This is a genomic window from Streptomyces sp. NPDC037410 (assembly GCF_055602235.1).
Map to the genome: position 1 here is coordinate 198,932 of NZ_JBVJWR010000007.1, position 21,705 is coordinate 220,636.

General features: G+C 71.8%; 18 protein-coding genes. 10 read left to right on the forward strand and 8 right to left on the reverse strand.

The features are described from left to right. Positions 1 to 25 precede the first annotated feature (25 nt). Positions 26 to 937, reverse strand: a complete 912-nt coding sequence (locus ACZ7HT_RS14210; protein ID WP_471164521.1) for a LysR family transcriptional regulator — start codon at positions 935 to 937, stop codon at positions 26 to 28. Between the two features lie 101 nt (positions 938 to 1,038). On the opposite strand from ACZ7HT_RS14210, the gene ACZ7HT_RS14215 reads away from it, so the two are divergent. Beyond that, positions 1,039 to 2,091: an EamA family transporter gene (locus ACZ7HT_RS14215; RefSeq protein ID WP_471164523.1), complete on the forward strand. Its 1,053-nt coding sequence runs from the start codon at positions 1,039 to 1,041 to the stop codon at positions 2,089 to 2,091. Positions 2,092 to 2,206: 115 nt separating this feature from the next. Here ACZ7HT_RS14215 and ACZ7HT_RS14220 read toward each other — a convergent pair whose 3' ends face one another. Continuing rightward, complete coding sequence (locus ACZ7HT_RS14220; protein WP_471164526.1) at positions 2,207 to 2,773, reverse strand: Uma2 family endonuclease; 567 nt, start codon at positions 2,771 to 2,773, stop codon at positions 2,207 to 2,209. 41 nt (positions 2,774 to 2,814) lie between these two features. Beyond that, positions 2,815 to 3,861 carry a LacI family DNA-binding transcriptional regulator gene (locus ACZ7HT_RS14225; RefSeq protein WP_471164529.1) on the reverse strand — a complete coding sequence of 349 codons (1,047 nt, stop codon included), beginning with the start codon at positions 3,859 to 3,861 and terminating at the stop codon, positions 2,815 to 2,817. 142 nt (positions 3,862 to 4,003) lie between these two features. On the opposite strand from ACZ7HT_RS14225, the gene ACZ7HT_RS14230 reads away from it, so the two are divergent. Genes ACZ7HT_RS14230 through ACZ7HT_RS14240 form a run of 3 tightly spaced genes read left to right on the forward strand, consistent with a single transcriptional unit; the run spans position 4,004 to position 7,106 of the window. Next, complete coding sequence (locus ACZ7HT_RS14230) at positions 4,004 to 5,155, forward strand: Gfo/Idh/MocA family protein (protein ID WP_471164533.1); 1,152 nt, start codon at positions 4,004 to 4,006, stop codon at positions 5,153 to 5,155. Next, positions 5,152 to 6,306 carry a dihydrodipicolinate synthase family protein gene (locus ACZ7HT_RS14235; RefSeq protein WP_471164535.1) on the forward strand — a complete coding sequence of 385 codons (1,155 nt, stop codon included), beginning with the start codon at positions 5,152 to 5,154 and terminating at the stop codon, positions 6,304 to 6,306. Before ACZ7HT_RS14230 ends, ACZ7HT_RS14235 begins: the two co-directional genes overlap by 4 nt. A 26-nt stretch (positions 6,307 to 6,332) precedes the next feature. After that, positions 6,333 to 7,106 carry a sugar phosphate isomerase/epimerase family protein gene (locus ACZ7HT_RS14240; protein WP_471164854.1) on the forward strand — a complete coding sequence of 258 codons (774 nt, stop codon included), beginning with the start codon at positions 6,333 to 6,335 and terminating at the stop codon, positions 7,104 to 7,106. Positions 7,107 to 7,128: 22 nt separating this feature from the next. Here ACZ7HT_RS14240 and ACZ7HT_RS14245 read toward each other — a convergent pair whose 3' ends face one another. After that, positions 7,129 to 7,545 carry a PIN domain-containing protein gene (locus tag ACZ7HT_RS14245; protein WP_471164538.1) on the reverse strand — a complete coding sequence of 139 codons (417 nt, stop codon included), beginning with the start codon at positions 7,543 to 7,545 and terminating at the stop codon, positions 7,129 to 7,131. Then, positions 7,542 to 7,778: a type II toxin-antitoxin system VapB family antitoxin gene (locus ACZ7HT_RS14250; protein ID WP_362104460.1), complete on the reverse strand. Its 237-nt coding sequence runs from the start codon at positions 7,776 to 7,778 to the stop codon at positions 7,542 to 7,544. The genes ACZ7HT_RS14245 and ACZ7HT_RS14250 overlap by 4 nt, the downstream gene beginning before the upstream one ends. Positions 7,779 to 7,909: 131 nt before the next feature. Between ACZ7HT_RS14250 and recD2 the strand changes: the two genes are divergently transcribed. Both recD2 and ACZ7HT_RS14260 read left to right on the forward strand, forming a co-directional pair. Beyond that, entirely contained in the window at positions 7,910 to 10,141 is a 2,232-nt protein-coding gene (recD2, locus tag ACZ7HT_RS14255) for an SF1B family DNA helicase RecD2 (protein WP_471164541.1), read from the forward strand. A gap of 179 nt (positions 10,142 to 10,320) precedes the next feature. Next, positions 10,321 to 11,610, forward strand: coding sequence for a citrate synthase (locus ACZ7HT_RS14260; RefSeq protein ID WP_471164543.1), 1,290 nt, complete (start codon positions 10,321 to 10,323; stop codon positions 11,608 to 11,610). A gap of 356 nt (positions 11,611 to 11,966) precedes the next feature. Here ACZ7HT_RS14260 and ACZ7HT_RS14265 read toward each other — a convergent pair whose 3' ends face one another. Together ACZ7HT_RS14265 and ACZ7HT_RS14270 are read right to left on the reverse strand one after the other, a co-directional pair. Continuing rightward, on the reverse strand, positions 11,967 to 14,171 hold the full coding sequence (locus tag ACZ7HT_RS14265) for a heavy metal translocating P-type ATPase (protein WP_471164546.1): 2,205 nt from the start codon (positions 14,169 to 14,171) through the stop codon (positions 11,967 to 11,969). A 70-nt stretch (positions 14,172 to 14,241) separates the two neighbouring features. Beyond that, positions 14,242 to 14,466 carry a heavy-metal-associated domain-containing protein gene (locus tag ACZ7HT_RS14270; protein WP_184929827.1) on the reverse strand — a complete coding sequence of 75 codons (225 nt, stop codon included), beginning with the start codon at positions 14,464 to 14,466 and terminating at the stop codon, positions 14,242 to 14,244. 125 nt (positions 14,467 to 14,591) lie between these two features. On the opposite strand from ACZ7HT_RS14270, the gene ACZ7HT_RS14275 reads away from it, so the two are divergent. Continuing rightward, positions 14,592 to 15,827, forward strand: a complete 1,236-nt coding sequence (locus tag ACZ7HT_RS14275) for a cation:proton antiporter (protein ID WP_471164552.1) — start codon at positions 14,592 to 14,594, stop codon at positions 15,825 to 15,827. On the opposite strand, the gene ACZ7HT_RS14280 is transcribed toward ACZ7HT_RS14275, so the two are convergent. Next, a complete protein-coding gene (locus ACZ7HT_RS14280) occupies positions 15,805 to 16,563 on the reverse strand; it encodes a TetR/AcrR family transcriptional regulator (RefSeq protein WP_471164555.1) in 759 nt (252 codons plus the stop codon). The genes ACZ7HT_RS14275 and ACZ7HT_RS14280 overlap by 23 nt on opposite strands. A gap of 164 nt (positions 16,564 to 16,727) precedes the next feature. Here ACZ7HT_RS14280 and ACZ7HT_RS14285 point away from each other — a divergent pair, with 164 nt between their 5' ends. From ACZ7HT_RS14285 to ACZ7HT_RS14295, 3 genes are all read left to right on the forward strand, one after another. After that, positions 16,728 to 18,974, forward strand: coding sequence for an MMPL family transporter (locus tag ACZ7HT_RS14285; protein WP_471164557.1), 2,247 nt, complete (start codon positions 16,728 to 16,730; stop codon positions 18,972 to 18,974). Positions 18,975 to 19,005: 31 nt separating this feature from the next. Beyond that, entirely contained in the window at positions 19,006 to 20,310 is a 1,305-nt protein-coding gene (locus tag ACZ7HT_RS14290) for a hypothetical protein (RefSeq protein ID WP_471164560.1), read from the forward strand. Between the two features lie 64 nt (positions 20,311 to 20,374). Further along, on the forward strand, positions 20,375 to 21,673 hold the full coding sequence (locus ACZ7HT_RS14295) for a PLL family lectin (protein ID WP_471164563.1): 1,299 nt from the start codon (positions 20,375 to 20,377) through the stop codon (positions 21,671 to 21,673). Positions 21,674 to 21,705: the final 32 nt, after the last annotated feature.

Sequence of the window (21,705 nt, forward strand, 5' to 3'; positions counted from 1 at the left end):
GCGCAGGAATCGTCCGCGCACGGCCTCAGTCGGCTGAGGCGATCGAGGGCCAGAGCTCCTGGAGCGTACGGACCGTCTCCCGGATCGCCGGGCGCCGCGCCGCACCCGTCCGCCACATGGCGTGCAGCCGGCGCGTCGGCACCGGATCGAGCCGCACCGGCACCACCTCGGGCGGCAGCGCCCCGCGCCCCAGGCGCGGGACCAGGGCGATGCCGAGACCGGCCGCCACCAGGGCCACCTGCGTGTGGTTCTCCTCCGCCTGATGGACGATCAGCGGCTCGTACCCCGTCGCCCGCAGCGTCCGCATGAGCCAGTCGTGGCAGACCGTCCCCGGCGGCTGGGAGATCCACCGCTCCGCCGCCAGCTCCTCCCGCCGCACCGCATCCCGCGCCGCCAGCGGATGGTCCCGGTGGACGAGGATGTCGCACCGGTCGTCGCCGATGACCACCTGCTCGACCCCCGGCGGCGTCGGCAGCGGCGCGATGTCCCAGTCGTGCGCCACCGCCAGGTCGATCACGCCCCGCGCCACCAGGTCGACCGAGAGGTGCGGGTCCACCTCCGAGAGCCGGGCGTCGAGCTCGGGATGGAGCCGGGCGAGCTCGGCGAGCGCCCGTGGCATCAGCCCGCGCGCCGCGCTCGCGAAGCAGCCGATCGCGAGCCGCCCGGCGGGCCGGCCGCGCCGCTCTTCGAGCCGTACCTCGGCCTCCTCGACGAGCGCCAGCAACTGGCGGGCGGTGGTGGCGAGTTGGTGGGCGTCGTCGGTGAGCCGGATGCCGCGCCCGCTGCGTTCGACCAGGGTCGTACGGGTCTCCCGCTCCAGCTTCGCGATCTGCTGCGAGACCGCGGACGGGGTGTAGCCGAGGGCGGTGGCGGCGGCACCGACACTGCCGTGGACGGCGACGGCGTGCAGGGCGCGAAGACGGCCGAGATCCAGCACGAGCGGCTCCTCGGTAGCGGGCGTGGATGTAGGGATGCTTCATCCAACCATGTAGGAATCCGTGCTGGTGCTACATGGTTCGGGCGGCCATGCTCGACGGCATGCGCCCCGCACCCACTGCCCCGGCCGGTCCCGGCCCGGACCGGCTCGCCCCCGCCCACATCGCCCTCGCCGCCCTGGTCGCCGCCGTCTGGGGGGTCAACTTCGTCGTCATCGAGATCGGCCTCGACCACTTCCCGCCGTTGCTCTTCTCCGCCCTCCGCTTCCTCGTCGCCGCCCTGCCGGCGGTGTTCTTCGTCGGGCGCCCGAAGGTTGACCGGGATGGGGTCTCCCCTGCTCGAACGGAGTGGAGAGCTTGGGGAAGGATCGTGGGCGTCGGGCTCGTGCTCGGCGTGGCCAAGTTCGGACTGCTCTTCACCGGCATGGACCTCGGCGCCCCCGCCGGACTCTCCTCCCTCGTCCTGCAGGTCCAGGCCGTCTTCACCGCCCTCTTCGCCTTCGCCGCCCTCGGCGAACGCCCCGGGCGCGTCAAGCTCGCCGGGATGGCCGTCGCCCTCGCCGGGATCGGCGTCGCCGCCGTCGACGAGGGCGGCTCGGGCCCGCTCGCGGGCTTCGCCCTGGTGATCGCCGCGGCGGCCTGCTGGGGCGTCTCCAACGTCCTGACCCGCAAGGCCGCCCCGCCCGACGCGCTCAACTTCATGGTCTGGGTCAGCACCGTGCCGGTCCTGCCACTCCTCGCCCTCTCCCTCCTCCTGGAGGGCCCCGAACGTGACCTCGCGGCCCTGCGCGGGCTCGACTGGACGGGCGTCGGCGTCATCGTCTACGTCGCCTGGATCACCACGGTCTTCGGCTTCGGCGCCTGGGGCTGGCTCCTCCGCCGCCACCCCGCCTCCTCCGTCGCCCCCTTCTCCCTCCTCGTCCCCGTCTTCGGCATGTCCTCGGCGGCGCTGTTCCTGGACGAGGGCGTGAGCCCCCTCCGCTGGTGCGCGGCCGCGCTGCTCGTCGGGGGCGTGGCGCTGACGTCCTTCCGGCGGCGGGCGGTCGAGACGCCGGGGACGAGGGCGCCGGCGCCTTCCGGGGAGGTCAGCGCTCAGACCGACGTTCAGGCCGGCGCTCAGACCGACGCGAACGCGAAGGCCTCGGCCGGCTCGTAGCGCTCGCTGACGTCCCCGAGCAGGCCCTCCACCGAGAGGCCGAGCCGCGCCGCCCGGCAGCGCTCCGAATCCCCGCGTGCCCGTCGCCCTGCGGACGCAGCCCTTGAAAGGGGGATCAGCTCTCCGCGCGCGGGAAACCGTCGGTCTTCACGACGATCTCGCGCCCTTCGAGGGGCAGCACGAGGTCCTCGCCGAAGGGGATCGTCTCCTGCTCCGCGTAGGTGCCCGTGCGGGTGGGGCTGCTGTGGACGGTGCACGTGTGGTCCGAGGGATCGATGATCACGTAGAGCGGGATCGCGCACTCGGCGTACATCCGGAACTTCTTCGTGAAGTCGTTGTCGCGCGTGCTCTTCGAGATGACCTCGATGACCGCTTCCAGGTGGTGCCACTGGAATCGTCCGCGGCCGTTGCGTTCGGAGCCGGGGGCGATGATGGCCAGATCGGGAGCGTATCCGTACAAGCTGGAGGGGAAATCGATCATGACGTCCATGAGCAGCTTGCCGTGACCGGCGAGCTGCTTCTTGATCGGGGGCACGCACTCCACGAGGACGTCGGACTGGCTCTCGCCCTGCGGCGTCATGATGATCTTCCCGTCCGTGATCTCCACGCGATAGCCGCCAGGCAGATTGGCGTCCCCTAGCGCGTCCCAGGCGCTGCGGACGTCCATCTCTATCGTCGTCATGCGGGCCTCCGTATGCCGTCACTTCCTACGATAGCGGGCAGCTACCCCCGCGGCGCCCCCGTCGACCCCCGTACCACCAGCTCCCCCGGCACCGTCTCCACGCCGTCCGCCGGTGGCTCCGTCGCAGACATCGCCAGGCGGCCCGCCCGTACCCCCGCCTCGTGGAGGGGGAGGCGGACCGTCGTGAGGGACGGGACCGCGTCCGCCGAGAAGGGGAGGTCGTCGAAGCCCGCGACCGAGACGTCGCCGGGGACGGAGAGGCCGCGTTCCCGCAGGGCCGCGCAGACGCCCAGGGCCACCGTGTCGTTGGCCGCGACGACCGCGGTGAGGTGCGGGTCGCGGGCGAGGAGCTCGGCCGTCGCCTCGTGTCCGGAGGCCCGGTCGTACGGCCCGTGGACCGTCGGGCCCTCGGCGACCCCGGCCGCGGAGAGGGCCTCCCGGTGGCCCTCCAGGCGGTGCCGGGTGGTGGTGCGGTCGGCCGGGCCCGCCACGTAGCCGATCCGCCGGTGGCCGAGGCCGAGGAGGTGTTCGGTGAGCTGCCGCCCGCCGGTCCGGTTGTCGAAGACGAGGGCCGCCGCGCTCGCGTCGCCCGGCACCGGCGGGCGCCCGCACAGCACGACCCGGGTCCCGGCCTCGGACAGCTTGGTGAGTTTGGCCGCCGTCGCCGCGAGGTGCTCCGGGTCCTCCAGGGCGCCGCCCATGAGGATCACGGCCGCGGCCCGCTGCCGCTGGAGCAGGGTGAGGTAGGTCAGCTCGCGCTCGGGGGAGCCGCCGGTGTTGCAGACGACGGCGAGCTTCTCGCCGCCGCCGCGCCCCGTGGCGCTCTCCCCGATCGCGCTCTGCGCCGCGCTCGCCATGATCCCGAAGAACGGGTCGGCGATGTCGTGGACGAGGACGCCGACCAGGTCGGAGGTGGCGGCGGCGAGGGCGCTCGCGGGGCCGTTGAGGACGTAGTCCAGCTCGTCGACGGCGCGCAGCACCCGCTCCCGGGTCGACGCGGCGACCGGGTAGTTGCCGTTCAGGACGCGGGAGACGGTGGCGGGGGAGACCCGTGCGCGGGCGGCCACGTCCGCCAGGGTGACGGTCATCGCGTGCGTACCTCCAGGGTGACGGTCATCGCCTGCGTACCTCCAGGGCCCTTGTCGGCGGCGATGTCGGCAGGCTAGCGTCCTCCCCGATAGAAAGCGCTTTCTTTCCAGGGGGCGCCGAGCACCGGGGAGAGGAACCTTCGTGACACGCAGGACAGTCCGCATCGCCATGAACGGCGTCACCGGGCGCATGGGCCACCGCCAGCACCTCGTCCGCTCGATCCTCGCCCTGCGCGAACAGGGCGGCCTCGACCTCGGCAACGGCGAGACCCTCTGGCCCGAGCCCGTCCTCGTCGGCCGCCGCGAGCCCGCCCTCCGCGCCCTCGCCGAGCGCCACGGCCTCACCGAGTGGTCCACCGACCTCGACGCCGTCCTCGCCGACGACAGCATCGACATCTACTTCGACGCCCAGGTCACCTCCGCCCGCGTCGACGCCCTCACCAGGGCCATCGCCGCCGACAAGCACGTCTACACCGAGAAGCCCACCGCCGGGGACCTGGCCGGCGCCCTCGAACTCGCCCGCCTGGCCACCGAGAAGGGAGTGAAGCACGGCGTCGTCCAGGACAAGCTCTTCCTCCCCGGCCTGCTCAAGCTCAAGCGTCTCATCGACGGCGGCTTCTTCGGCGAGATCCTGTCCGTGCGCGGCGAGTTCGGCTACTGGGTCTTCGAGGGCGACTGGCAGGACGCCCAGCGCCCCAGCTGGAACTACCGCGCGGAGGACGGCGGCGGCATCGTCGTCGACATGTTCCCGCACTGGGAGTACGTGCTCCACGAGCTCTTCGGCCGGGTCACCTCCGTCACCGCCGCGGTCGCCACCCACGTCCCGCGCCGCTGGGACGAGCAGGGCAAGCCGTACGAGGCCACCGCCGACGACGCGGCGTACGGCATCTTCCAGCTGGAGGGCGGCGCCATCGCCCAGATCAACTCCTCCTGGACGGTCCGCGTGCACCGCGACGAGCTCGTCGAGTTCCAGGTCGACGGCACGGAGGGCTCCGCCGTCGCCGGACTCCGCAACTGCCGCGTCCAGCACCGCTCGGCGACCCCGAAGCCGGTGTGGAACCCGGACATCCCCGCCACCGAGGCCTTCCGCGAGCAGTGGCAGGAGGTCCCCGACAACGCCGAGTTCGACAACGGCTTCAAGGCCCAGTGGGAGCTGTTCCTCCGGCACGTCGTCCTCGACGAGCCGTACCACTGGGACCTCCTCGCCGGCGCCCGCGGCGTCCAGCTCGCCGAACTGGGCCTGAAGTCCGCCGCCGAGGGCCGCCGCCTGGACGTCCCTGAGGTGACCCTGTGACGCTTCACCTCCCCGTCCCGGGCGGCGGCACGCGCGCGTACACCCCCCGCACCGAACCCCTCGCGCTCACCGCGACCGGCTCCCTGACCTCCCGTACGGTCTTCGCCGCCGCGCACGTCGTCGCCGACCCGTACGCCGACACGACCCCCGACTCCCCGGCCGCCGTCGACTGGGACGCCACCCTCGCCTTCCGCCGCCACCTCTGGTCCCACGGCCTCGGGGTCGCCGAGGCCATGGACACCGCCCAGCGCGGGATGGGCCTCGACTGGGCGGGCGCGGCGGAGCTGATCCGCCGCTCCGCGGCGGAGGCCCGTGGCGTCGGCGGCCGCATCGCCTGCGGCGTGGGCACGGACCAGCTGACGGGCCCGGCCACCCTCCCCGAGATCCGCGCGGCGTACGAGGAACAGCTCGCGGTCGTCGAGGAGTCGGGCGCGCAGGCCATCCTCATGGCCTCCCGCGCCCTCGCCGCCGCGGCGACCGGCCCCGAGGACTACCTCGACCTCTACGGCCACCTGCTCCGGCAGGCGAGCGAGCCGGTGATCCTGCACTGGCTGGGCCCGATGTTCGACCCGGCCCTTGAGGGCTACTGGGGCTCGCCCGACCTGGACACGGCCACCGAGACCTTCCTCGACGTGATCGCGGCCCACCCCGACAAGGTCGACGGCATCAAGGTCTCCCTCCTCGACGCCGGGCGCGAGATCGGCCTGCGCCGCCGCCTCCCGGAGGGCGTCCGCTGCTACACGGGCGACGACTTCCACTACCCGGAGCTGATCGCGGGCGACGAACAGGGCTTCAGCCACGCCCTGCTCGGCATCTTCGACCCGCTGGCCCCACTGGCGGCGGAGGCGGTGCGGCTCCTGGACACGGGGGACGTGGCGGCCTTCCGCAAGACGCTCGACCCGACGGTCGACCTCTCCCGCCACCTCTTCGCGCCCCCCACCCGCTTCTACAAGACGGGCGTGGTGTTCCTCGCGTGGCTGGCCGGCCACCAGGACCACTTCACGATGGTCGGAGGCCTGCAGTCCGCCCGCTCGCTCCCGCACCTCGCCCGCGCGTACGAACGTGCCGACGGCCTGGGCCTGTTCCCGGACCCGGCCCGCGCGGAGTCCCGGATGCGCTCGCTCCTCACGGTGTACGGAGTCGCCCAGTGAACCTCGACCGCTTCTCCCTCAACCAGATGACGGTGAAGCAGCTGGCCCTCCCCGACCTCGTGCGGGAGTGCGTACGGCTCGCCGTCCCGGGCGTGGGCCTGTGGCGCGAACCGGTTCAGGAGTACGGGGTCGAGGCGGCGGCCGCCCTGGTGCGGGACGCGGGCCTGACCGTCACCACCCTCTGCCGGGGCGGCTTCTTCACCGGCGACGGCTGGGAGGCGGACAACCGGGCGGCGATCGACGAGGCGGTGACGCTCGGCACGGACACGCTGGTCCTGGTCTCGGGCGGCCTCACTCCGTCCTGCCCGGACCTGCTGTCCGCCCGCGCCCGCATCACCGAGGCGATCGGCACCCTCGCCCCCTACGCGGGCGAACGCGGAGTCCGCCTCGCGATCGAGCCCCTGCACCCGATGTACGCCTCCGACCGGTGCGCGGTCTCGACCCTCGACCAGGCCCTGGAGATCGCGGAGCGCTTCCCCGCCTCCCAGGTCGGCGTCACCGTCGACACGTACCACCTCTGGTGGGACGACCGCGCCCCGGCGGCGGTGGCCCGCGCGGGCGCGGCGGGCCGCATCCACTCCTTCCAGCTCGCCGACTGGACGACCCCCCTCCCGGCCGGCGTCCTCAACGGCCGCGGCCAACTGGGCACGGGAGCGATCGACTTCGCGTCCTGGACCACCCTGCTGGAGCAGGCCGGCTACACGGGCCCGATCGAGGTGGAACTCTTCAACGACGACCTGTGGTCGAGGGACGGCGCGGAGGTCCTGGAGGAGACGCTGGAGGCGTTCCTGGAGGTCTGACGAGCCCTGGACGGGGGAGTGTTCACCCGCCCAGGTTCCGCACGTCCTGCTGTTCGACCTCTTTGAGGACGCGGGCGACCGTGGCGAAGTCGTGGTCCCTGTGCAGGATGGTCAGCCCGTGGTGGACCGCCGTGGCGCAGAGAAGGAGGTCGACGACGCCCGCCGCGCGGTGTTGGCCCTTCTGGGTCAGCTTGTACTGGGCGGTCTCGACCCATCGCCACGCGTCCTTGGGCACGCGTACCGGCGCGAACAGGGCGGTGAGTTCCTCGTCGGTCTCCTCGCGGTCATCCGGGCCGGTGGCCATGAAAAGAACCTCCGCCCTGGTGGCCTCGCACATGCCGACGGCACCCGTATCGATCTCGGCGTCCCAGCGGCGTTGCGCCAGGGGATCAGTGCTGAGGTGGATGTATGCGCTGGTGTCGATGAGGTACGTGATCACCCGGCATCTCCGCCGTGCTGGGCGGCCTTACGGGCTTCCCAGGCCCGGCGAAGGGGCTCCAGTTCCCCTCGCGCTCCGCGCTCCGCGAGACGCTGGAAGGCCGCCCGGCGGCGGTGACGCTTTATGACCTCTTCCAGCGCTGTGTTGATCGTGTCCTTCTTCGTGGTCGTACCGAGCAGTTTCGCGGCCTCGGCGAGCACGTCGTCGTCCACGTCCACGTTGGTCACACTCATGATCAGCCTCCATGCGTGTTATGTGGGACGAAGGCCCACGCTTCCCACATCGTAGCTCAGGAGTGGCACCCCAGCACGGGAGTTGCCACAGGCCCGCCCGCACTGTCGGTGCCCTTCGCTACGGTCGAGGCATGTCCAACGAGGGTCAGCCGCACCGCCCCGCCGTCGTCGAGGGGGTGCTTGAGAGGATCACGTACGCCAACGAGGAGAGCGGGTACACCGTCGCGCGGGTCGACACCGGGCGTGGGGGTGGGGAGCTGCTCACCGTCGTCGGGGCGTTGCTCGGGGCTCAGCCGGGGGAGTCGCTGCGGATGGAGGGGCGGTGGGGGTCGCATCCGCAGTACGGGAAGCAGTTCACCGTCGACAACTACACGACCGTGCTGCCCGCCACCATCCAGGGCATCCGGCGCTATCTCGGGTCCGGGCTCGTCAAGGGCATCGGGCCCGTCTTCGCCGACCGGATCACGACGCACTTCGGGCTCGACACCCTCGACATCCTCGAGGAGGAGCCCGGCCGGCTGATCGAGGTCCCGGGGCTCGGGCCCAAGCGGACGAAGAACATCACCGCCGCCTGGGAGGAGCAGAAGGCGATCAAGGAGGTGATGGTCTTCCTCCAGGGGGTCGGGGTGTCCACCTCCATCGCCGTGCGGATCTACAAGAAGTACGGGGACGCTTCCATCTCCGTTGTGAAGAACCAGCCTTATCGGCTTGCCGCTGACGTGTGGGGCATCGGGTTCCTCACCGCCGACAAGATCGCCCAGGCCGTCGGCATCCCGCACGACAGCCCCGATCGGGTGAAGGCCGGTCTGCAGTACGCCTTGTCGCAGTCCAGTGACCAGGGGCACTGCTTCCTGCCCGAGGAGCGGCTCATCTCGGATGCCGTGAAGCTGCTGCAGGTCGATACCGGGCTCGTCATCGAGTGTCTCGGTGAGCTTGCTCTCGATCCCGAGGGGGTCGTACGGGAGACCGTGCCGGGGCCCGAGGGGGTGCCCGTCACCGCTGTCTACCTGATTCCCTTCCATCGCGCCGAGTTGTCCCTCGCCGGGCAGCTCCGGCGGCTGCTGCGGGCCGAGGACGACCGGATGCCGGGCTTCCGGGAGGTGGCCTGGGACAAGGCGCTCGCCTGGCTCGCCGACCGGACGGGGGCGTCGCTCGCGCCCGAGCAGGAGGAGGCCGTGCGGCTCGCTCTCACCCGTAAGGTCGCGGTCCTGACCGGCGGGCCCGGTTGTGGGAAGTCGTTCACCGTTCGGTCGATCGTCGAGCTGGCTCGGGCGAAGAAGGCCAAGGTGGTGCTCGCCGCGCCCACCGGGCGCGCCGCCAAGCGGCTCGCCGAGCTGACCGGTGCCGAGGCGTCCACCGTGCACCGGCTGCTTGAGCTGAAGCCGGGCGGGGACGCCGCGTACGACCGGGACCGGCCCCTCGACGCGGACCTGATCGTCGTCGACGAGGCCTCGATGCTCGATCTGCTCCTTGCCAACAAGCTGGTCAAGGCCGTGGCGCCGGGTGCGCATCTGCTGCTCGTGGGGGATGTCGACCAGCTGCCGTCGGTCGGGGCGGGTGAGGTCCTCGGCGATCTGCTCGCGCCCGGCAGCCCCGTACCGTCCGTGCGGCTCACCCGGATCTTCCGGCAGGCCAAGGAGTCCGGGGTGGTGATGAACGCGCACCGGATCAACGCCGGCACCCCGCCCGTCACCCAGGGGCTGCCGGACTTCTTCCTCTTCGTCGAGGAGGAGACCGAGGACGCCGCCCGGGTCGCCGTCGACGTCGCGGCCCGGAGGGTTCCGGCCAAGTTCGGCCTGGACCCGCGCCGGGACGTCCAGGTGCTCGCCCCGATGCACCGGGGCCCGGCGGGCGCCGGCTCGCTGAACGGCCTGCTCCAGCAGGCCATCACCCCGGCCCGGCCGGACCTGCCGGAGAAGCGGTTCGGCGGGCGGGTCTTCCGTGTCGGTGACAAGGTGACCCAGATTCGGAACAACTATGAGAAGGGGGCCAACGGGGTCTTCAACGGTACGGTCGGCGTCGTCACGGCACTGGACACCGTCGAGCAGCGGCTGACCGTGCGGACCGATGAGGACGAGGAGGTGCCGTACGACTTCGACGAGCTGGACGAACTCGCCCATGCGTACGCGGTCACCATCCACCGCTCGCAGGGCAGCGAGTATCCGGCGGTGGTGATTCCGGTCACCATGAGCGCCTGGATGATGCTCCAGCGGAACCTGCTCTACACGGCCGTGACCCGGGCCCGGAAGCTGGTCGTCCTGGTCGGCTCCCGCCGGGCGATCGCCCAGGCGGTCCGTACGGTCTCGGCGGGCAGGCGCTTTACCGCACTCGCCCATCGGCTCACAGGGGACGCCCTCGTGTGAAAGATCACGGAGGACTACCGGAACCGGGGCGAAGGGGGCAGGATATGAAGGTTGGCGGCACTGAGTGCCGCCGAATGGCCCAATGAGCGACCCCGAGTGCACTCTCCTGAGCCAAATGGGGGATGGTAGAGACAGTCAGGGCACCTCGAAGAAGAGGCACTACGTCGGTGAGGGATGACGTGAGCGACAACTCTGTAGTACTGCGGTACGCGGACGGTGAATACACCTACCCGGTGGTCGAGAGCACCGTCGGCGACAAGGGCTTCGACATCGGCAAACTCCGAGCCCAGACCGGTCTGGTCACCCTTGACAGCGGATACGGCAACACCGCCGCCTATAAATCCGCCATCACCTACCTCGACGGTGAGCAGGGCATTCTGCGGTACCGCGGCTACCCCATCGAGCAGCTGGCCGAGCGCTCCACCTTCCTTGAGGTGGCGTACCTGCTGATCAACGGTGAGCTGCCGAAGGTCGACGAGCTGTCGGTCTTCAAGAACGAGATCACGCAGCACACCCTGGTCCACGAGGACGTCAAGAACTTCTTCCGCGGCTTCCCGCGGGACGCCCACCCGATGGCGATGCTGTCCTCGGTGGTCTCCGCGCTGTCCACCTTCTACCAGGACAGCCACAACCCCTTCGACGAGCAGCAGCGTCACCTCTCCACGATCCGCCTGCTCGCCAAGCTTCCGACGATCGCGGCGTACGCGTACAAGAAGTCGATCGGTCACCCGTTCGTCTACCCGCGTAACGACCTCGGCTACGTCGAGAACTTCCTGCGCATGACCTTCTCGGTCCCCGCGCAGGAGTACGACCTCGACCCGGTCGTCGTCTCCGCGCTCGACAAGCTGCTGATCCTGCACGCGGACCACGAGCAGAACTGCTCGACCTCCACCGTGCGTCTGGTCGGCTCCTCGCAGGCGAACATGTTCGCCTCGATCTCCGCCGGCATCTCGGCCCTGTGGGGCCCCCTGCACGGTGGCGCCAACCAGTCGGTCCTGGAGATGCTGGAAGGCATCAAGGCCAACGGCGGCGATGTCGACTCCTTCATCCGCAAGGTGAAGAACAAGGAGGACGGCGTCCGCCTGATGGGCTTCGGCCACCGGGTGTACAAGTCCTTCGACCCGCGCGCCAAGATCATCAAGGCGGCGGCGCACGATGTCCTCTCGGCCCTCGGCAAGTCCGACGAGCTGCTCGACATCGCGCTCAAGCTGGAGGAGCACGCGCTCTCCGACGAGTACTTCGTCTCGCGCAACCTCTACCCGAACGTGGACTTCTACACGGGCCTGATCTACCGGGCCATGGGCTTCCCGACCGAGATGTTCACGGTCCTCTTCGCCCTCGGCCGCCTCCCGGGCTGGATCGCCCAGTGGCACGAGATGATCAAGGAGCCGGGTTCCCGCATCGGCCGCCCGCGCCAGATCTACACGGGTGAGGTCCTCCGCGACTTCGTCCCGGTCGAGGCCCGCTGACCCTTGGCTCAGGCGCCCTGACGAAGAGGCGCGAAAAGCGCCCCGCCACCGATCCCCCCACGGGTCGGCGAGCGGGGCGCTTTCCATGTCCCGGTGCGGATTCCCCCCACGGGATCCGGGCCGGGCGTCTTACGCGCGGTCTGCCGGGGTACGTACGGGAGGGCCGCTCAAAGCTCCCCGGTGCACGTGCCCCGGCCGCGCTTGCCTGGGACGTCCCCCAAGACATCCCATGAACGTCCCCCAAGACGTTCTTCGGCATCGCCCACTTAGACTCGCGAACAGCCCAGATGGTTACCCCCCAATATCTGTGATCTAGATCTCTTTGTGAAGGTCCTGTGCGTCACACGTGGGTGAATTCACGTGAAGCGCCGCAGACGAAGGCTGTTGGATACGACGAAGACGGACGAAAAGGCCATGGCCAGGCCCGCGATCATCGGGTTGAGGAGTCCGGCCGCCGCGAGGGGCAGCGCGGCGAGGTTGTAGCCGAAGGCCCAGCCGAGGTTCCCCCGGATCGTCGCCAGGGTCCGCCGGGCCAGCCGGATGGCGTCCGCCGCGACCCGCAGGTCGCCCCGGACCAGCGTCAGGTCGCTCGCCTCGATGGCCGCGTCGGTGCCCGTCCCCATCGCGAGCCCGAGGTCGGCCGTCGCGAGCGCGGCGGCGTCGTTCACCCCGTCGCCGACCATCGCGACCGTACGGCCCTCCGACCGCAGCCGCCGGACCACCTCGGCCTTCTCCTCGGGCAGCACCTCCGCGATCACCTCGTCGATGCCCACCTCGGCCGCCACGGCCTCGGCGACCGCCCGGTGGTCCCCGGTGAGGAGGACGGGCCGCAGCCCCAGGGCGCGCAGCCGGGCGACCGCCTCGGCGCTGGTGTCCTTGACGGTGTCGGCGACGGTCAGGGTGCCGCGGGCGACCCCGTCCCAGGCGACGTGGACGGCGCCCGGCTCCGTCGCCGCGGGCGCCTCGACGCCCTCGGCTTCGAGCAGGGCGGCGCGCCCGACGAGGACGAGCCGGCCGTCGACGGAGCCGCGCACGCCGAGCCCCGGCACGTTCTCGAAGGTCTTCGGGGTGGGGAGCTCCCCGCAGCGCTCGGAGGCGCCGGCGGCGATCGCGCGGGCGACCGGGTGCTCGGAGGAGTGCTCCAGGGCGCCCGCGAGCCGCAGCAGCTCGGTCTCGTCGGCGGAGTCGGCGCCGTACCGCCCGCCGTACACGTGCACGCCGGTCAGCCGCATGCGGCCGGTGGTGACCGTCCCGGTCTTGTCGAGGACGACGGTGTCGACGCGGCGGGTGGACTCCAGGACCTCGGGGCCCTTGATGAGGATGCCGAGCTGGGCGCCGCGCCCGGTGCCGACCATGAGGGCGGTCGGGGTGGCGAGGCCGAGGGCGCAGGGGCAGGCGATGATCAGGACGGCGACGGCGGCGGTGAAGGCCGCGGTGACGTCGCTCGTCACGAGGAGCCAGGTGACGAGGGTGGCGAGGGCGATGAGGATCACGACCGGGACGAACACGGCGGAGATCCGGTCGGCGAGCCGCTGCACCGCGGCCTTGCCGCTCTGGGCCTCCTCGACGAGCCGCGCGATCCGGGCGAGTTGCGTGTCGGCGCCGACCCGGGTGGCCTCGACGACGAGCCGGCCCGAGACGTTGACGCAGCCGCCGGTGACGGCGGAGCCGGGGGTGACGTCCAGGGGGAGCGACTCGCCGGTGAGCAGGGAGGCGTCGACGGCGGAGGCGCCCTCGGTGACGGTGCCGTCGGTGGCGATCTTCTCGCCGGGGCGTACGACGAAGAGGTCGCCGGTACGGAGCTCGCCGACGGGGATGCGTACCTCCCTGCCCTCCCTCAGTACGGCCACGTCCTTGGCGCCCAGTTCCATCAGGGCCCTCAGGGCGGTGCCCGCCTTCCGCTTGGCGCGGGCCTCCAGGTAGCGGCCGAGGAGGATGAAGGTGACGACTCCGGCGGCGACCTCCAGGTAGATCGCGGAGGAGGCGTGGGCGCGGTCGGCGGTGAGGTCGAAGCCGTGCCGCATGCCGGGCATGCCGGCGTCGCCGAGGAAGAGGGCCCAGAGGGACCAGCCGTAGGCGGCGAGGGTGCCGACCGAGACGAGGGTGTCCATGGTGGCGGCGCCGTGCCGGAGGTTGGTCCAGGCGGCCCGGTGGAAGGGGAGGCCGCCCCAGACGACGACGGGGGAGGCGAGGGTGAGCGAGAGCCACTGCCAGTCGTCGAACTGGAGGGAGGGGACCATGGCGAGCAGGATCACGGGCGTCGCGAGGAGGGCGGAGACGGTGAGCCGCTGCCGGAGGGAGGCGAGCTCGGGGTCCTCGAGCTCTGCCACCTCCTCGACCTGCGGGGCGGGCTCCTCGGCGGTGTAGCCGGTCTTCACGACGGTGGCGATCAGCGCGTCGACGCCGACGTCCGGGGCGTGCTCGACGCGCGCCTTCTCCGTGGCGTAGTTGACGGTGGCGGTGACGCCGTCCATCCGGTTGAGCTTCTTCTCGACGCGGGCGGCGCAGGAGGCGCAGGTCATCCCGCCGATCGTGAGCTCGGTGACGGTGGTGCTTGGCATGTGCGGTTCCAAAGGGGAGCAGGGCCGTACCCGTAACGGTACGGCCCTGCGGTGTCGGTGCTGCGAGGGGTCAGACCAGCTCGTAGCCGGCCTCGTCCACGGCGGCGGCGACGGCCTCGCGGTCGAGCGCGGCGGCGGAGACGACGGTGACCTCGCCGGTCTTGGCGACGGCGGTGACGGAGGAGACGCCGGGGATCTCGGAGATCTCGCTGGAGACGGCGCCCTCGCAGTGGCCGCAGGTCATGCCCTTGACCTGGTAGACGGTGGTCAGTTCGGTCGTGGTCTCCGCGGACATGGCGCTCTCCTCCTGGGTGGTTCGGGGGTCTTACGATAACGAGACTATACCCCTGGGGGGTATAAATCCAGGGGTGGCGGGAGTGAATCCGGTGGCCGGCGCGAAGCCCATGGTAAACACCCGATATGTCGCATTCGGGGAGCACGCTCATCCTGATCATGGCGATCGCCGTCCTGGCGCCGCTGCTCGCCTACGGGGTCGGACGCCGGCTCCCCGTGCCCCTCGTCATCTTCGAGATCGTGCTCGGCATCCTCATCGGCCCCGACGTCCTGGACTGGGCCCGGCCCGACGCGCTGATCGACGGGCTCTCCCAGCTCGGCCTCACCATGCTGATCTTCCTCGCCGGGTACGAGATCGAGTTCGGCAAGGTCCGCGGCGACACCCTCAGGCGCTCCGTGTGGGCCTGGGTGATCGCCCTCGGCCTCGGACTCGCCACCGGCGTCCTGCTCGGCGGCGGCTACACCAAGGGCGTCTTCATCGGCGTCGCCCTCACCAGCACCGCGCTCGGCACCGTCCTGCCCGTGCTGCGGGACGCCGGTGACCTCCACGGGCGGTTCGGCTCGGTCGTCATGGCCTTCGGCGCGGTCGGCGAGTTCGGCCCGATCATCGCGATGGCGCTGCTGCTCAGCGGCCGGGGCGCCGCCGAGTCCACCGCCCTCCTCGCCGTCTTCGCCGCGCTCACGGCCGGGGCAGTGTTCTGGGCGCTGCGGCCCCGCCCGCCGTGGTTCTCGAAGGTCATCGCCAGGACCCTGCACAGCAGCGGCCAGTTCGCGGTCCGCTTCGTCTTCCTGCTGCTCGCCCTGATGCTCGGGGCGTCGTCGGCGCTCGGGCTCGACGTGCTGCTCGGCGCCTTCGCCGCCGGACTCATCACCCGGCTCGTGCTGACCGGGGCCGCGCCCGACTCCGGGCCGCAGATCCTGGAGAAGGTCGAGGGCGTCGGCTTCGGCTTCCTCGTCCCCGTCTTCTTCGTCGTCACCGGGATCGAGTTCGACCTCGACTCGCTCCTCGACGGGGGCAGGACCCTGCTCCTGCTGCCGGTCTTCCTGCTGCTCTTCCTCGTCGTGCGCGGCGGGCCGATCTGGTTCCTCGCCCCGCGCGACCTCGGCCGTACGGACCGGCGCGGCCTCGTCCTGTACGGCTCCACGGCGCTGCCGCTGGTCGTCGCCATCACCACCATCGGCGTGGACGACAAGGAGCTGACGGCCGGCGAGGCGGCGGCGCTCGTCGGGGCCGGCATGCTCTCCGTCCTCGTCTTCCCGCTGCTCGCCCTGCGCCTGCGGGGGCGGACGGCGGGGTCGGGGTCGGGCTCGGGGGAGGGGAGGCTGCCCGCCGAGTCGGTCAGCGGGTCGGAGTCGTGGTGACCGGGGGGGTGGTGGCCGGAGTCGTCGCGGTCGAGGGTGTCGTGGCCGGGGTCGTGGTGGCCGGGGCTGACGTGACGGGGGTCGCCGTGGCCGGGGCCGTCGTGGCCGGGGTCTCGACCAGCGGGGAGAGGTAGCGCAGGAGGACGGTCTTCAGTTCGGCGATGGTCGCGTCCCGCTCGGGGCCCTCGGGCGCGGCGAGGACGAGCCCGAGGCCGCCCTTGAAGATCGCGAAGACCATGCCGGCGATACGGGCGCGCTCGGCGGCGGACAGGGCCGGGGCGTAGTGCCCGATCACCTCCTGCACCGAGGCGAGCAGGCTCGCGTGGAGGGCGTCGTGCTCCTCGGCGATCCGGCCGGGCACCTCGGAGCCGTGCATCAGGGCGAGGAAGACGGGGTGCTCGCAGTTGAAGGCGATCATCGGGTCGACGACGACGTCGAGGAGCCCGGGCAGCGGCAGGGCGAGGTTCTCCGGGGTGAACGCCTGGCCGTGGGCCTCCCGCATCTCGTGGAGGAGGCGCTCGCCGAGCTCTATGGCGATGGCCTCCTTGTTCGGGAAGTACTGGTAGAGCGTGCCGGGCGAGACGCTCGCCTCCCGGGCGATCGCGTTGGTGCTGGTCGCCGTGTACCCGTACGCGCAGAAGACTCTCGCGGCGGCCTGGAGCAGCTGCGCGATGCGGCGTTCGCCGCGGGCCTGGCGGCGGCGCGGCTTCGGTTCTTCGGGCACGTCTCCGGACATGGCGGTCTCCGGTCCTCCTCGGAACGTTTGACAAACACGAGAGGTCGCTCGCATTCTTGAGAAACGCGAGCGATCACTCGTGTTTGCCAGTTTATGGCAATGGGCGGCCCCTGCGACCTGCCGGGAAGCGCGTGCGGGGGCCACGGTGAAGGGGACACCGCGTCATGTCCGAAGTCAAGAAAACGACTCCTGGCGGGGGAACGAGCGGTGGGGGATGGAGGCGGTTCGTCACCGCCCGCCCGCGCCTCACCCTCCTGGTGGCCCTCGTGCTCACCGCCCTCGCCGTCCTCGCCGGCGGCGGCGTCGCCGACCGCATGGGCAGCGGCGGCTGGGAGGACCCGGCCGCGGAGTCCACGTACGCCACCAAGGCCCTGGAGAAGCAGTTCCCGGGCTCCCAGCCGAACGTGCTCCTCCTCGTGGACGCGGGCACCCCCGGCGTCGACAGCCCCGCCGTCGCCGCCGAGGCGCGCAAGCTCGCCGAACGGCTCGGCGCCGAACCGGGCGTCGAGGGCGTCGGCTCCTACTGGTCCACCGGCTCGCCCGCCCTCCGCTCCGAGGACGGCCACCAGGCCGTGATCGCCGCCCGGATCCCCGGCGACGAGAAGGACGCCGCCGCCGTCCTCGACCGCATCGCCCCCACGTACCGGGGCACGCACGGCCCCGTCGAGGTCTCCCTCGGCGGCGGACTCGCCGTCCGGCACGAGATGCAGACCGTCATCCAGGAGGACCTGCTGCGGGCCGAGCTCATCGCCCTGCCCGTCACCCTCGTCCTGCTCGTCATGGTCTTCGGCAGCGCCGTCGCCGCCCTCCTGCCGCTCGGCGTCGGCATCGTCGCCATCCTCGGCACCAACGCCGTCCTGCGCGGCATCACCGAGGTCACCGACGTCTCCGTCTTCGCGCAGAACCTGACGACCGCCCTCGGGCTCGGACTCGCCATCGACTACGCCCTGTTCGTCGTCCGCCGCTACCGCGAGGAGCTCGCCGCCGGCGCCGACACGTACACCGCCGTCCGCACCACCCTGCGCACCGCCGGCCGGACCGTGCTCTTCTCCGCACTCACCGTCGCCGTCTCGCTCGCCGCGATGCTGGTCTTCCCGCAGTACTTCCTGCGCTCCTTCGCGTACGCCGGGATCGCCGTCGTCCTGCTCGCCGCCACCGCCGCGCTCACCCTGCTCCCGGCCGCCCTCGTCCTGCTCGGCGACCGGGTCAACGCCCTGGACCTGCGGCGCCTCCTCCGGCGCGGCAAGGCGCCTCGCGAAGAGGGCGCGGGCTGGGGGCGGGCCGCCGGGCTCGTGATGCGCAGGGCTCCCGTCTTCGCCGTCGTCACCACCGCCGGGCTCGTCCTCCTCGGACTGCCGTTCCTGGGCGTGAAGTTCGGAACCGCCGACGACCGCCAGCTCCCCGTCACCGCCTCCTCCCGCATCGTCCAGGACCAGCTGCGGGACGGCTTCCCCGGCAACCCCGGCGGCGGCATCACCGTCCTCGCCGAGGGCGCCGCCACCCCCGCGCAGTACGCCGGCTACCGCGATCGGATCGCCGCCCTCGACGGCGTCGCCCGCGCCGAGGGGCCCGTCACCACCGGCGGCACCGCCGCCTACTTCACCGTCGTGCCCGAGGGCGAGACCGTCGGCGCCGACGCCCAGCGGGTCGTCGGCGAACTGCGCACGGCCGAGGCGCCGTTCGCGACCTCCGTCACCGGACCCGCCGCCGTCCTCGTCGACTCCAAGCACGCCATCGCCGACCGGCTGCCCTGGGCCGCCGGGATCATCGTCCTGGTCACCCTGCTCCTCGTCTTCCTGCTCACCGGCAGCCTCGTCGTCCCCGTCCAGGCCGTCCTCCTCAACGCCCTCAGCCTCACGGCGATGTTCGGCGCCGTCATCTGGGTCTTCCAGGACGGACACCTCTCCGGATTCCTCGGCTTCACCTCCACCGGCGACATCGAGACCACCCTGCCCGTCCTCATGTTCTGCGTGGCCTTCGGACTGTCCATGGACTACGGGGTGTTCCTGCTCTCCCGCATCAAGGAGGAGTACGACGCCACCGGCGACCACGAGCACTCCGTCCGCTTCGGACTGCGCCACACCGGCGGCCTCATCACCGCCGCCGCCGTGATCCTCGCCGTCGTCATGGTCGCCATCGGCACCTCCCGCGTCACCAACACCAAGATGCTCGGCCTCGGCGTCGCCCTCGCCGTCCTCATGGACGCGATGGTCGTCCGCAGCCTCCTCGTCCCCTCCGTCATGAAGCTGACCGGCCGCCTCACCTGGTGGGCACCGGGGCCGCTGCGCCGCTTCCACGACCGCTTCGGAATCAGCGAGAACGATCAGAAGGACACGTACAACCCTTCGGATACTCCGCATGTCATAGAGGTGTCCGAGGAGCGGCGGGAAGCCGCTTCCTCGCATCGATGACATGTGATTCTTGGGGGAGTTCGTGGCACGTATGCGTGCAGGCCTGGTTCTGGCGACGGCCCTCGTCGCCGGCATCGCACCGGTGGCGCTCGGGGGAGCGGCGGCCGCGGCCGCGCCGGCGGTGAACCGGGCGGAGGCCGCCGTGGAACCCGGCACGGTGGTCCAGGACGGGGGCCGGACGAAGGTGTGGGCCGGCGACGAGGGCCCGGGGACGGTCCGAATCCGCGCCACCCTGCCGGCCGGGGTGACCGGTCCGGTGACGGCGACGATCGGGTTCGCCAAGCCGGTCTCCGAGTGGCCGGGCGCCGGCGTCACGTCGGAGCGGCTCGCGATCGGCATGGGGAAGATGACGACCTGGTCGGTGGACGGGTCCGCCCCGGCGGCCCTGACGTGGCACGTGACCGGTGACGACGCGGGCGCGCCGATCGCCGCCGACCTCCCCGCCGTCGAGGCGAAGACCACGCTGAACTACGCGGTGACGTTCGACCTGGCGTCCTCCGACGCCTGGTTCGGCTCGCTCGACCTGGCGGTCACCCTGAAGGACGCCCAGGGGCACGTCGTCTCGAAGGGCACCGCCGGCATCGAGGCCGTCCTCGGCACCCCCGAGGCGGCCCTGCGCGGCGCCGTCCACGCCCGCGACAAGGACGGCGTCCTGTGGCGGTACGAGTCGACCGGCTCGGCCGACGGCAGGCTGACGGCGCGCAAGCGCGTCGGCGGCGGCTGGAACGCGTACACCGCGATCGTGCCCGTCGGTCGCACCACCGCGAACGGGCGGGGCGACCTCGTCGCCCGCGACAAGGACGGCGTCCTCTGGTACTACCAGGGCTCCGGCAACCCGGCCGCCCCGTTCAAGGCCCGCGTGCGCGTCGGCGGCGGCTGGAACGTCTACACCGCCATTGCGACCAACGGCTACAACCTGGTCGCCCGCGACAAGGACGGCGTCCTGTGGAACTACAGCTACGACTTCCACGGCAAGTTCCAGCCGCGCGTGCGGATCGGCGGCGGCTGGAACACCTACACGCAGATCAGCGGTTACGCCGACGGCCTGGTCGCCCGTGACGCGGCCGGCGTCCTGTGGAAGTACAACCGCAAGTCCGTCGGGCAGTCGCTGAGCAAGCCGTTCGACGCGCGGGTCAAGGTCGGCGGCGGCTGGAACGCCTACAACACGCTCGCCGGCACCGAGGACCTCGGCCGCTGGAACCACCTCGACCTGCTCGCCCGCACCACCACCGGCGACGTCTACGCCTACCAGGGCAAGACGTCCGGCTTCGGCTGGGTCCCGGGGACCCGCACCAAGGTCGGGCACGGCTGGGGCATCTACAACATCGTCCTCTGAGTGCTCCGAGGATCTGAGAGATCCGACAGATCCGAATGATCTGACGAGAACCCCGGGGGGATCCATGAGACACACCATCCGAACGTTTCTGGTCGCGGCGAGCGCCCTGCTCGCCGCGCTGATCCCCCCGGCCGCCGGAGGGGCGACGGCACTCGCCGCGCCCCTCGCGGCACCCGGCGCGTCCGCGCAGAACCCCGGGTCCGTCGTCCAGCGGGGCGGCACCCTCTCCGTCCCCGCGGGCGAAGAAGGGCCCGTCACCACCTACTTCAAGGCCGCGCTGCCCGCCGGAACCACCGGCACCGTGAAGGCCCGGCTGGAGTTTCCCGACCTCTTCTGGCCGCCCGGCGGCTGGGACGAGCACCTCCCCTCCGAGCTGGTCCACACGCAGTGGTCCTGCTCCGTGAACGGCGGCGCGTTCGTCGACTGCCCGCCCGGGGGCGGGGGCCTCAGCCTGCCGGAGACCGCGGGCGCGCCCTTCGTCACCTACGCCGTCCGCGTCGACGCCGGCTCGTACGCGGCGAACGACTACACCGTCCACGGCTCCTTCGACGTCACCGGCGCGACAGGCGGCCGGATCGCCACCGGCGCGGCCGGGTTCGCGTTCGTCCCCGGCACCCCCGAGGCCGAGTACCGCACGGTCCTGCACGCCCGCGACCGCGACGGAGTGCTCTGGCAGTACGAGGGCACCGGCAGGCCGTCGGCGCCGTTCAAGCCCCGACAGCGGGTCGGCGGCGGCTGGGGCGGCTACACCGCGCTCACCCGGCTCGCCCCGGCGACCGCCGACGGCAGGGGCGACCTCGTGGCCCGCGACCGGGACGGCGTCCTCTGGTACTACCAGGCCTCCGGCGACCTCTCCGCCCCCTTCCGGCCCCGCGTGCGGATCGGCGGCGGCTGGAACGCGTACACCTCCCTCACCGGCACCTCCACCGGACTCCTCGCCCGCGACCGGGACGGCGTCCTCTGGCACTACCCGCGCCACGCCGACGCCCCCCTCTCCGCCCCCTTCGCCCCGCGCGTGCGGATCGGCGGCGGGTGGAACGCGTACACCTCCCTCACCTCCCACCTCTCCCTCGGCACGACCGTCCTGGCCCGTGACACCGGCGGGGTGCTCTGGGCCTACCTGCCGAGGTTCCCGTCCGACCCCGCCGTCCCGTTCGAGCCCCGGCGGCGGGTCGGCGGCGGGTGGAACGCCTACACGGCCCTCGTCGGCACCGGCGACCTGGGCTTCCACACCGAGCGGGACCTCCTGGCCCGCGACCGGGACGGCAGGCTCTGGGTGTACGAGGGCACTTACACGAACATGCCCACCGCGACCCGCATCGCGGCCGGCTGGGGCTGGGGCATCTACGACACCCTCCTCTGACCGAAGCGCCACGGACCCCTGGGGGAAACGCC

What these genes read in the sequence shown, in the direction of transcription:
- ACZ7HT_RS14295 (WP_471164563.1), top strand. Translation starts at nt 20,375, where the DNA reads ATGAGACACACCATCCGAACGTTTCTGGTCGCGGCGAGCGCCCTGCTC.
- ACZ7HT_RS14215 (WP_471164523.1), top strand. Translation starts at nt 1,039, where the DNA reads ATGCGCCCCGCACCCACTGCCCCGGCCGGTCCCGGCCCGGACCGGCTC.
- ACZ7HT_RS14280 (WP_471164555.1), bottom strand. Translation starts at nt 16,563, where the DNA reads ATGTCCGGAGACGTGCCCGAAGAACCGAAGCCGCGCCGCCGCCAGGCC.
- ACZ7HT_RS14265 (WP_471164546.1), bottom strand. Translation starts at nt 14,171, where the DNA reads ATGCCAAGCACCACCGTCACCGAGCTCACGATCGGCGGGATGACCTGC.
- ACZ7HT_RS14240 (WP_471164854.1), top strand. Translation starts at nt 6,333, where the DNA reads ATGACGGTGAAGCAGCTGGCCCTCCCCGACCTCGTGCGGGAGTGCGTA.
- ACZ7HT_RS14225 (WP_471164529.1), bottom strand. Translation starts at nt 3,861, where the DNA reads ATGACCGTCACCCTGGCGGACGTGGCCGCCCGCGCACGGGTCTCCCCC.
- ACZ7HT_RS14290 (WP_471164560.1), top strand. Translation starts at nt 19,006, where the DNA reads ATGCGTGCAGGCCTGGTTCTGGCGACGGCCCTCGTCGCCGGCATCGCA.
- ACZ7HT_RS14270 (WP_184929827.1), bottom strand. Translation starts at nt 14,466, where the DNA reads ATGTCCGCGGAGACCACGACCGAACTGACCACCGTCTACCAGGTCAAG.
- recD2 (WP_471164541.1), top strand. Translation starts at nt 7,910, where the DNA reads ATGTCCAACGAGGGTCAGCCGCACCGCCCCGCCGTCGTCGAGGGGGTG.
- ACZ7HT_RS14285 (WP_471164557.1), top strand. Translation starts at nt 16,728, where the DNA reads ATGTCCGAAGTCAAGAAAACGACTCCTGGCGGGGGAACGAGCGGTGGG.
- ACZ7HT_RS14275 (WP_471164552.1), top strand. Translation starts at nt 14,592, where the DNA reads ATGTCGCATTCGGGGAGCACGCTCATCCTGATCATGGCGATCGCCGTC.
- ACZ7HT_RS14250 (WP_362104460.1), bottom strand. Translation starts at nt 7,778, where the DNA reads ATGAGTGTGACCAACGTGGACGTGGACGACGACGTGCTCGCCGAGGCC.
- ACZ7HT_RS14220 (WP_471164526.1), bottom strand. Translation starts at nt 2,773, where the DNA reads ATGACGACGATAGAGATGGACGTCCGCAGCGCCTGGGACGCGCTAGGG.